Below are 8,797 nucleotides of genomic sequence, written 5' to 3'. Positions count from 1 at the left end.
GATAATCGGGAGATTGCAGCCCAACTGGGTGTCGATGGTGTGCCGGACGTCAAGCTGGTCAGTCAGGGCGGCTTGGTGGACAACTTCCAGGGCTCTCTGCCGGAAGCACAGATCCGAGAATGGCTGGGCCGTTACTTCCCTGCACCCGAGAACCTGCCGGCCAGCCCGGAAGAACAGGCCGCCCAGGCCCTGGAAGCCGGCGACACCGCCACCGCCCGAGCCCTCTACGAGGAACTGGTCCAGCAGAACCCCAAGCATTACCCCTATCAGGTGGAACTCGCCAGCACCCTGGTCGCCGAGAGCCAACCCCAGGACGCCCGGACCATTCTCGACAACCTGCCTCCCGAGGAGCGGTATGCCCCCCCGGCACGCGGCGTCCGTGCCCGGATCGAGTTCGGCGAGGAAGCCCCCTCGGTGGAAGAGGTCGCCGCTCTGGGAGACCGGGACGACAGTGAGGCCCACTACCTGCGCGCCATGCGACAGGTCGCCGATGGCGATTACGAAGCGGGACTGGACTCCCTGCTCGGCCTGGTAAAGCGCGACCGAGCCTATGGTGATGACCTCGCCCGCACGACCCTGCTGCGCGTCTTCGATGCTCTTGGGGCCGACCATCCCCTCACGGTGGCCTATCGCCGCAAGCTGTTCGCCCTGCTGTACTGAACGAGGGCAGGCCGCCGCGCATCCCGGTGCGGAGCCGTCAGGCTCGCAGGACGGCATCCAGCCTGGCCAGGGCCGCATCGAGCTGGCTTGCGGTGGTACCGAAGTTGAGGCGGGCAAATCCTGGCCAGCCGAATGCGGCACCATCGGAGAGCGCCACCCCGGCACGCTCCAGCAGCGCCTCGGCGGGGGAAGTCCTCGCGTCTGACAATCCCTTGGCATCGCGCAAGTCCAGCCAGGCCAGGTAGGTCGACTCGGGGGCCGCCATGGCGACGCCCGGCCAGTACGCCACTCGCGACACCAGCTGTTGGCGGTGGCCACGCAGCACCTCGAGCAAGGCCTGACGCCACGGGTCCCCCTGGGCATAGGCCGTCTCTGCGGCCACCAACCCCAGCACATTGGCATCCGGCTGCAGTCCCTTGGCCATGGCAGTGAAACGCTGGCGCAACCCGGCATTCGGGATCACCGCGCAGGCGGTGGTCAGTCCTGCCAGGTTGAAGGTCTTCGACGGCGCCCATAACGTCAGGATGCGATCTGCCAGCTCAGGAAAGGCAGCCGCCAGCGGCCGATGCCGCGCGCCCTCGTCGAGCAGCAGGTCACAGTGCAACTCGTCGGAGACCACCAGGAGGTCGTGGCGCACTACCAGTTCGGCGAGCCCTGCCAACTCCTGCTCGGACCAGACCCGCCCGGTGGGATTGTGGGGATGGCACCAGAGCAGGAGTCGGGTTTGCGGGGTAATGACGGCGTCCAGAGCTTCGAGATCCAGCTGCCAGTCCTTACCGGGAGCGGCCGGTTCGCGCAACGCCGCCTGCTGAGGCAGACGGCCGGTGCGCTCGGCCACCTTGAGGAAGGGCGGATAGATGGGCGTGACCGTCAATACGCCGTCTCCCGGCTCGGTCAGTGCCAGGCTGGCCAGGTGCAGTGCCGGCACGACCCCCGGCAACCAGCACTGCCATTCGGGATGGATCTCCCAGCCATAGTGCTCGGCACTCCACGCGCCGAGCGTCTGACGCAGCGAATCCGGCACCAGGCCATAGCCGAAGACGCCATGATCGACCCGGTCTTGCAGGGCACGGATCACCGCCGGCGGGGAAGCGAAATCCATATCGGCGACCCACAGCGGCAACACGTCCTGGGCGTAGCGATGCCATTTCTGGGAAGGCCAGCCACCCCGGGGATGGCGACGTTCCACGGGTGTGGCAAAATCAAACTCCATGTACATTCCTCAACGCGTCCATCAACGGACAGGACATCCGCCAGATGATCGAAACCATGCCGCAAAGCGGCTTCTATGCCAAGGTGCGCCGCGGCCTGCCCGCCCTGATCGACCAGTGGCGACGCCTGGGTCAGGGCGATGCAGATCGACTGGCCCTGCTGCTGGCCGAGACCGCCAGGGTCGCCAAGCTCGGTGACCCCGACGCCACCCCGGATGGCGAGACCCTCGCGGCCTGGAGTGAACCGGGCACCGGCGATGAGGTTCCCCTCTGGGCAGCACGCACCGCCACCTTCCTGCTGGTACAGATGCCCGCGCGATCCGTGCCGGCCAGCGATGACGAAGCCTGTGCCTGGGCGTACTGCTGGCTCAGAAACCGTGACTTCGATGACGTTGCCGCCGCCGAACACGCCCTGCCCGAGCACCTGCGCGAGCCACTTACCGAAGCACTCAAGGCCGCCTGGACCGACCGCCAGGGGCTGAGGCTGGTATAGGAGCCCGAAGACGCATGACACCGGCAGTCAAGATACTGAAAGAGGCCCGGGTCGACTTCTCGCTGACGACCTACGAGCATGATCCCCGAGCGCCTGCCTATGGCGAGGAGGCCGCAAGAGTGCTGGGGCTCTCGCCGAACGAGGTCTTCAAGACCTTGTTGGCAACTCTCGATGACGGCCGCCTGGTGGTTGGCATCGTGCCGGTGAGCGCTCAGTTGGACCTCAAGGCACTGGCGAAAGCGGCCGGGGGTCGCAAGGCCAGGCTGGCCGATGCCGCCGAAGCCGAACGGGCCACGGGTTACGTGGTCGGGGGCATCAGCCCGCTGGGGCAGAAGCAATGCCTGTTGACCTTCCTGGATGCCAGCGCAGAGGACCTCACAGCGATTCATATCAGTGGCGGGCGCCGCGGTCTCGAGATTTCCCTGGCCCACGACGATCTGGTTCGCCTCATCCATGCGCGCATGGCACCCCTCGCGCGCTACTGAATCGAGCCGAATCGCACCTCGGGCTGTCATAGGGTAGTGTCAGCTATTTCGCCGGGCCGTCCATCCACAGGAGCCTCATGGCTATCCGCTACAACCTCTGGCTCGACCCAGACAATGTTGCCCAGCATCGCGCCGTGGAAGCGGATCTGATCCGTTACTTCATGGAGCGCTTTGCCGACTACCCCCATATCCGCTTGTTTGGTGCCGATCCCTACGATTATGATGCGCCCTTCAATCGACTCCATGACGTCCTGATGGCCAGGGCAAACGAATACTGTGAACGGCAATGGCGTTATGCGCCGACCCCCGAGCAGCTCAATCGCGCCTTCTTCCTGGCCGTCAGTCGTTCGAACAAGTTTGTACGGGACTCACCGGATGGTAATCCAGACCGATCAGATACCTGACGCGCAACAGCTGGACATCATCACTGAGCAGCTGGGCCGCAGGCCGAGGGGCATAGCGGCCATAGCAGCCGTCGATCACCGTGGAACTCCACTGGTGCTGCGCATGGCCCCCCTTGTCGATGACAGGCCCTTCCCGACCCTCTACTGGCTGAGCTCTGAACGCCTCAAGGTGGAAATCTCGCATATCGAGGCCGTCGGGGTGATCAAGCAGCTCGAGGCCCGCCTGCAGAACGATACCGATTTCCTCGACGCCTATCACCAGAGCCACCGCGACTACATCGAGACTCGCCGGCACTTCATGACCGATGCCCAGTGGGAGGAGATCCAGCGGCTGGGCTATGCGTCGGTGTTCAGGACGCGGGGCATCGGCGGCATCGGTAACTGGGACCAGGTACGCTGCCTGCATACCCAGTATGCCCACCATCTCTGTGGCCGCAATGTCATCGGCCAGTGGCTGGATGCCGAATATGGCGTCGCGGATTGTCTGGCCTGACCTCACCTCCTCAGGCGTCGGCTGATACCATGTCGGTCCTGCCAAGGAGGTGAGCATGTCGAGTTTCTGCGTCTACCTGGGCTCACGAGACGGTCGTGATCCTGTGTTCATCGAGGCGGCACGCCGCTTTGGCACCCAGCTCGCTCGCCGGGGCCATACGCTGATCTATGGAGGCGCACGCATCGGCATGATGGGCGCCCTGGCCGATGCCGTTCTCGCCGAGGACGGCAAGGCCATTGGTGTGATGCCCAACCACCTGGTGGAGCGCGAGCAGGCACACCGCGCTCTTACCCGACTGATCCGGGTCAGCAACATGCATGAGCGCAAGGCCACAATGGCCGCTCATGCAGACGCCTTCGTCGTGCTGCCGGGTGGCATCGGCACCCTGGAAGAGTTCTTCGAGGCCTGGACCTGGCACTACCTGGGACTCCACGAGAAGCCTATCGGCGTACTGGATACCAATGGGTTCTATGCGCCCCTGCTGAGTTTCCTGGACAGTACCGTGGCGCATGGCTTCCTGAACGGCCATACCCGTTCCGAACTGATCGACGCCACGGATCCGGTCGACCTGCTGGACAGCCTCGAAGCCAGACTGGCCCGCCGCCTCAGCACCTGATGGCCCGTGACCGACCCTGCCCGGCGGGAGGATCCGGCGAATGCCGGCCACGACCATCGGCGTCGAGACGCCAATTTCGGCAAGGCAATACCCTCTGTAGCGGGGAGGATGCTGTTAGCGGGAAGGATTGATCGCGCGCTCGCCGGTAAGCTCAAGGGTACGCTGGTAGGTCAGTTGAAGCAGGCGGGCATCATCGCCGGCACGGTGGCGATGAATGCCGACTTCCGCGATCAGGGTTTCCTTGGTGAGGCTCCACAGTTCCTGCTGGCGCTCGGTGAGAAGGATCCGCAACGTCTCCAAACGAAAGGCCGGCAGCATACCAGCATGATGGAAGAGCAGCGACAGCCAGGTATTGTCGTAGCCCCAGCTGTCGCTGTAGGTAATACCGATCTCCCCCAACTCGTCGTTGAGCCAGCGGGCTACCTGCCGCAGCGGGTACCCCTCACGCTGCAGGCGCCCCCGGGAGATGCCATGCAGCAGTTCCGCCTTGGGATCCCAGTGCACCCATTCGGGCAGGGGCTGAACGAGGAAGGCACAAGTGCTGCCATCGGCCCTGGCGATGCCAACCTCGATGGGGTAACTGCCACGCCCGAATCCGGACGCCTCGATATCCAGCACTGTCGGTAGCGTCACGGGAAGGCAGATCCTCGAGGTTGGCAACGAAACGGCATGGGTAGCCTTAGTGTCGCGTTTCGGTGTCGCCGCTGTCCAGTTGGTCGAGTAGCCCCGCCTGCCGGTCCGCAAGGCGCTGCCAGTGCTCTGCACGCTCGGCATCCATCCCCAGGCCGAGCTGCCCCTTTTCATAGGCCCTGGCGAGACGAGTCGCTGCCAGGGGATGACCGGCTTCACCCGCTCGGGCATACCAGGTCACGGCATGATCATCACGCTGCGGATAGAGGGCATAGCCGTGCTCGTAGATCTCGCCCGCCTGATACTGGGCCCGAGGGTCGCCCCCATGGGCCGCCTCGAGGACATAGCGCGCGCCGCGGGCCTTTTCCTGTGGAGTGACGCCACGGTGGTAGAGCATGTGGCCATAGAGCGACATGGCGCCCGGATGTCCGGCATCGGCACAGTGCCGGAAGAGTCTAAGGGTCAACCGCTGAGTCAGGGGGGAACGGGGCAACCAATGGGTATGGAACAACTGCTCTGCCAGACGGTATTCGAGCTGGGTCAACAGCGATGATGCCTGGGACATGGCAAACCACCCTGGTCCTGTAATCGCAGGCCGACGTCGAGCACCATCCTGTATGCTGCGCCGCTGCATCCTGAAACGATTGATCCCCGGGACTCTGCCGGGGTAACGGTGGGCAAGCATACGCTCGCCCAGACGACGACTCAACCCTCGGCATTTGCCGTCGCGGTCATGCTGTCGTTACTATGCCGACTCCATCTCAACAGACCCTCTCGGGAGCGACGCATGCAGACGCGAAAGCTTGGCAATACCGGCATCGAGGTAAGTCGGCTCTGCCTTGGCACCATGACCTTTGGTGAACAGAATACCGAAGCTGACGCTCATGAACAGCTCGACAGGGCCGTGGCCTTCGGTATCGATTTCATCGATACCGCCGAGATGTACCCGGTCCCTCCGAAGGCCGAGACTCAGGGACGCACGGAAGCCTATATCGGCAGTTGGCTCAAGCATCGCGGTTCCCGGGATGACGTCATCATCGCCACCAAGGCGACTGGCCCCGGTCTGGAGCATATTCGTGGCGGCCCTCGCCTGACCCGCGAGCACCTTCATCAGGCCATCGATGCAAGCCTCGAACGCCTGCAGACCGACTATGTCGACCTCTACCAGTTGCATTGGCCGGACAGGAAAACCAACTTCTTCGGCAAGCTCGGCTATGTGCACGATGAGGAAAAGGACACGACGCCACTGGAGGAAACCCTCTCGGCGCTGGGAGAACTGGTGGCCGCGGGAAAGATCCGCGCCATCGGCCTGTCAAACGATACGCCTTGGGGTGTCATGCACGCCCTTCGATTGGCAGAGTTCATGGGACTTCCCCGAGTGGCATCCATACAGAACCCCTATAACCTTCTCAATCGCACCTTTGAGGTCGGTCTGGCCGAAATCGCTCACCGGGAGAATGTTGGTCTACTAGCCTATTCACCGCTGGCCTTCGGCATGCTCTCCGGCAAGTACCTGAATGGCTCCCGCCCCGCCGGGGCCCGTCTGACCCTGTTCGAGCGTTTCCAGCGCTATACCAACCCGCTGGCCGAGGAGGCGACCACTGCCTATGTTCGGATCGCCCGCGACCATGGTCTGGACCCCGCCCAGATGGCCCTGGCCTTCGTCAACTCACGCAGCTTCCTTACCAGCAACATCATCGGAGCCACCACCATGGAACAGTTGGAGGACAACCTGGCGAGCGAGTCGCTCAAGCTCGACTCATCGGTACTCGACGCCATTGATGAGGTGCACCGGCGCATTCCCAACCCCTGCCCCTGAAAACCCTTCCCGGAATCTCAGACAAGCCACCGGGTCTATCGTCGAGAGAGTCCCGGTGCTACGGCGCCCTTGATATACTCACGGCATTCTCACCTTCCCGCACAGGAGAGCTCCATGCTGAGCGTGATCTCGCCCGCCAAGACGCTCGATTTCGAGACACCGGCGTCCACGACGCTGTATTCCCGACCCGATTACCTATCCCATAGCCAGGCCCTGATCGATATCCTGCGTGACTACTCGCCGCAACAGCTGGGTGAGCTGATGGGCATCAGCGACAAGCTGGCCGGCCTCAACGCGGCACGTTTCGCGGAATGGTCCACACCCTTCACGCCGAAAAATGCCAAGCAAGCGGCCCAGGCCTTCCAGGGTGACGTCTATGTGGGCCTCGGTGCCGATGCCTTCAGCGATGATGACAATGCCTTCGCCCAGCAGCATTTACGCATATTGTCGGGGCTCTATGGCCTGCTGCGGCCTCTCGACCTGATCCAGCCCTATCGTCTGGAAATGGGTACCCGCCTCGAGAATCCTGCCGGCAAGGACCTCTATGCCTTCTGGAAGGATGCCCTGACAACGGAACTCGACCGCGCCGTGGCCGCCAGTGGCACGCCGATTCTGGTCAACCTGGCCTCCAACGAGTATTTCAAGGCTATCGGCACCCGCAAGCTCGAGTCGCGAGTGATCACGCCGGTGTTCAAGGATGAAAAGAACGGCAAGTTCAAGATCATCAGCTTCTATGCCAAGAAGGCACGTGGCCTCATGGCAGCCTGGCTGATTCGGCAGCGCATCGATGACGCCGAGGGTCTGAAGAACTTCGATATGGCCGGCTATCGCTTCAACGACGCCATGTCGGAAGGCAGCACTCTCGTCTTTACCCGTGAGGAGGGCCAAGGCTGAGAGGAGATTCTGGGCATCAGAACACCAGCGGACGCGCGGAACGTTGCTTGAGGAAACGACGATGGGCGTACTTGAATCGCTCATCGTCGCAGCGATTCAACCATTCGTACGCCACCATGTCGGCACTCACCGGCACGGCACCGGCCTGCACCATCCGCTCCCGGGCCAGTCGCGCCTCCGCCACCCGTCGACTGGCCGTGGCTTCCATCAGCCAGTAGACCTCGTATCCCGCCTCCAGCAACCCCAGGCCTGTCTGCATGACGCAGATATGGGCTTCGGCCCCGCACAGAATGATCTGCTGCCTGCCGCTCTCGGCGAGGGCCGCGGCGAAGTCCGGTTCGTCATGTGCGCCGAAATGGGCCTTCTGCCACAGCCGGTGGCCGGGAAGTGCGTCGAGCAGTCGCGGCTCACTTCCGCCCAGGGCCTCAGGATACTGTTCGGTAACCCATACCGGCACCTCCAGGGAACCAGCCAGGCCGCCCAACCAGGCGGCTTCCTTGACTGCCTGATCGCCATTTGCCACGACAGGGAGCAGGCCAGCCTGCAGGTCGACGATGACCATCAGGCTCTTGTCATGTACGAGTCGCATCGCATGCCGCTCCTCTCGTTTCTTTGCACAGGAAGAAACAGCTTAGCCCCTTCCGGGGTCTCGATTGAAGGCTTATCGATGGCCCCTAGTTATCTTCGGCGGCATCCTGAATTGATTCCCCCATCTCCTCAACTTCGTCACCGACATCTTCCATGGCCTCGTCGATGTTCTTGCCCGCCTCCTCGGCCGGCCCCGCTTCGTCCTGACACGCCATCAAACCGCCCAGCATGAGCATAACGACCATCGCCAGGCCCAGTATCCTGAGAACTCGTGTCTTGATTGTCATATCACCTCCCGAATATATGTTGAATTTCCCCGAACGAGAAAACCCCCAGTCTCACTTGAGGCTGGGGGTTTAGTATAGGTGCCTGACGATGACCTACTCTCGCATGGGGAAGCCCCACACTACCATCGGCGCTGAGCGGTTTCACTGCTGAGTTCGGCATGGATCAGGTGGTTCCCACTCGCTGTGGTCGTCAGGCAAAACAGGCGTGAATCATGCT

General features: G+C 63.0%; 13 protein-coding genes and 1 rRNA gene. 8 read left to right on the top strand and 6 right to left on the bottom strand.

Going from position 1 to position 8,797, the window contains the following annotated elements; all coding sequences use genetic code 11:
• Window positions 1-660 (top strand): tetratricopeptide repeat protein (locus tag ACESMD_RS15440; RefSeq protein ID WP_372614711.1); only part of this gene is annotated, 660 nt, incomplete at its 5' end.
• 37 nt (window positions 661-697) lie between these two features.
• Here ACESMD_RS15440 and ACESMD_RS15435 read toward each other — a convergent pair.
• A complete protein-coding gene (locus tag ACESMD_RS15435) occupies window positions 698-1,873 on the bottom strand; it encodes a MalY/PatB family protein (RefSeq protein WP_372614709.1) in 1,176 nt (391 codons plus the stop codon).
• A gap of 56 nt (window positions 1,874-1,929) precedes the next feature.
• Here ACESMD_RS15435 and ACESMD_RS15430 point away from each other — a divergent pair, with 56 nt between their 5' ends.
• From ACESMD_RS15430 to ACESMD_RS15410, 5 genes are all read left to right on the top strand, one after another.
• On the top strand, window positions 1,930-2,364 hold the full coding sequence (locus ACESMD_RS15430) for a hypothetical protein (RefSeq protein WP_372614713.1): 435 nt from the start codon (window positions 1,930-1,932) through the stop codon (window positions 2,362-2,364).
• A 14-nt stretch (window positions 2,365-2,378) separates the two neighbouring features.
• A complete protein-coding gene (gene ybaK / locus ACESMD_RS15425; protein ID WP_372614707.1) occupies window positions 2,379-2,849 on the top strand; it encodes a Cys-tRNA(Pro) deacylase in 471 nt (156 codons plus the stop codon).
• A gap of 77 nt (window positions 2,850-2,926) precedes the next feature.
• Entirely contained in the window at window positions 2,927-3,253 is a 327-nt protein-coding gene (locus ACESMD_RS15420) for a hypothetical protein (RefSeq protein ID WP_372614705.1), read from the top strand.
• On the top strand, window positions 3,225-3,746 hold the full coding sequence (locus ACESMD_RS15415) for a DUF501 domain-containing protein (RefSeq protein WP_372614703.1): 522 nt from the start codon (window positions 3,225-3,227) through the stop codon (window positions 3,744-3,746). The genes ACESMD_RS15420 and ACESMD_RS15415 overlap by 29 nt, the downstream gene beginning before the upstream one ends.
• Window positions 3,747-3,801: 55 nt before the next feature.
• The gene (locus ACESMD_RS15410) at window positions 3,802-4,362 is read left to right on the top strand and encodes a TIGR00730 family Rossman fold protein (RefSeq protein ID WP_372614701.1); all 561 of its coding nucleotides are present in this window, start codon (window positions 3,802-3,804) and stop codon (window positions 4,360-4,362) included.
• Window positions 4,363-4,476: 114 nt separating this feature from the next.
• Here ACESMD_RS15410 and ACESMD_RS15405 read toward each other — a convergent pair whose 3' ends face one another.
• Together ACESMD_RS15405 and ACESMD_RS15400 are read right to left on the bottom strand one after the other, a co-directional pair.
• Window positions 4,477-4,995: a hypothetical protein gene (locus ACESMD_RS15405; RefSeq protein WP_372614699.1), complete on the bottom strand. Its 519-nt coding sequence runs from the start codon at window positions 4,993-4,995 to the stop codon at window positions 4,477-4,479.
• Between the two features lie 46 nt (window positions 4,996-5,041).
• Window positions 5,042-5,557 (bottom strand): tetratricopeptide repeat protein, encoded by a 516-nt coding sequence (locus ACESMD_RS15400; RefSeq protein ID WP_372614697.1) that lies wholly within the window; start codon window positions 5,555-5,557, stop codon window positions 5,042-5,044.
• A gap of 222 nt (window positions 5,558-5,779) precedes the next feature.
• Here ACESMD_RS15400 and ACESMD_RS15395 point away from each other — a divergent pair, with 222 nt between their 5' ends.
• Together ACESMD_RS15395 and yaaA are read left to right on the top strand one after the other, a co-directional pair.
• Complete coding sequence (locus ACESMD_RS15395; RefSeq protein WP_372614695.1) at window positions 5,780-6,811, top strand: NADP(H)-dependent aldo-keto reductase; 1,032 nt, start codon at window positions 5,780-5,782, stop codon at window positions 6,809-6,811.
• A 114-nt stretch (window positions 6,812-6,925) separates the two neighbouring features.
• A complete protein-coding gene (gene yaaA, locus ACESMD_RS15390) occupies window positions 6,926-7,705 on the top strand; it encodes a peroxide stress protein YaaA (RefSeq protein WP_372614693.1) in 780 nt (259 codons plus the stop codon).
• Between the two features lie 16 nt (window positions 7,706-7,721).
• Here yaaA and ACESMD_RS15385 read toward each other — a convergent pair whose 3' ends face one another.
• The 3 genes from ACESMD_RS15385 to rrf all read right to left on the bottom strand — a co-directional run bounded on the left by ACESMD_RS15385 (window position 7,722) and on the right by rrf (window position 8,775).
• A complete protein-coding gene (locus ACESMD_RS15385; RefSeq protein ID WP_372614691.1) occupies window positions 7,722-8,294 on the bottom strand; it encodes an isochorismatase family protein in 573 nt (190 codons plus the stop codon).
• An 85-nt stretch (window positions 8,295-8,379) separates the two neighbouring features.
• Window positions 8,380-8,580 carry a hypothetical protein gene (locus ACESMD_RS15380; RefSeq protein ID WP_372614689.1) on the bottom strand — a complete coding sequence of 67 codons (201 nt, stop codon included), beginning with the start codon at window positions 8,578-8,580 and terminating at the stop codon, window positions 8,380-8,382.
• An 80-nt stretch (window positions 8,581-8,660) separates the two neighbouring features.
• Window positions 8,661-8,775, bottom strand: a 5S ribosomal RNA gene (gene rrf / locus ACESMD_RS15375).
• Window positions 8,776-8,797 lie beyond the last annotated feature (22 nt).

It is taken from the genome of Halomonas sp. (assembly GCF_041689495.1).
Lineage (GTDB): Bacteria > Pseudomonadota > Gammaproteobacteria > Pseudomonadales > Halomonadaceae > Halomonas.
This window is presented reverse-complemented; position numbering and strand designations above follow the sequence as displayed.

What these genes read in the sequence shown, in the direction of transcription:
- ACESMD_RS15410 (WP_372614701.1), top strand. Translation starts at nt 3,802, where the DNA reads ATGTCGAGTTTCTGCGTCTACCTGGGCTCACGAGACGGTCGTGATCCT.
- yaaA (WP_372614693.1), top strand. Translation starts at nt 6,926, where the DNA reads ATGCTGAGCGTGATCTCGCCCGCCAAGACGCTCGATTTCGAGACACCG.
- ACESMD_RS15430 (WP_372614713.1), top strand. Translation starts at nt 1,930, where the DNA reads ATGCCGCAAAGCGGCTTCTATGCCAAGGTGCGCCGCGGCCTGCCCGCC.
- ACESMD_RS15435 (WP_372614709.1), bottom strand. Translation starts at nt 1,873, where the DNA reads ATGGAGTTTGATTTTGCCACACCCGTGGAACGTCGCCATCCCCGGGGT.
- ACESMD_RS15385 (WP_372614691.1), bottom strand. Translation starts at nt 8,294, where the DNA reads ATGCGACTCGTACATGACAAGAGCCTGATGGTCATCGTCGACCTGCAG.
- ACESMD_RS15420 (WP_372614705.1), top strand. Translation starts at nt 2,927, where the DNA reads ATGGCTATCCGCTACAACCTCTGGCTCGACCCAGACAATGTTGCCCAG.
- ACESMD_RS15395 (WP_372614695.1), top strand. Translation starts at nt 5,780, where the DNA reads ATGCAGACGCGAAAGCTTGGCAATACCGGCATCGAGGTAAGTCGGCTC.
- ACESMD_RS15415 (WP_372614703.1), top strand. Translation starts at nt 3,225, where the DNA reads ATGGTAATCCAGACCGATCAGATACCTGACGCGCAACAGCTGGACATC.
- ACESMD_RS15400 (WP_372614697.1), bottom strand. Translation starts at nt 5,557, where the DNA reads ATGTCCCAGGCATCATCGCTGTTGACCCAGCTCGAATACCGTCTGGCA.
- ybaK (WP_372614707.1), top strand. Translation starts at nt 2,379, where the DNA reads ATGACACCGGCAGTCAAGATACTGAAAGAGGCCCGGGTCGACTTCTCG.
- ACESMD_RS15380 (WP_372614689.1), bottom strand. Translation starts at nt 8,580, where the DNA reads ATGACAATCAAGACACGAGTTCTCAGGATACTGGGCCTGGCGATGGTC.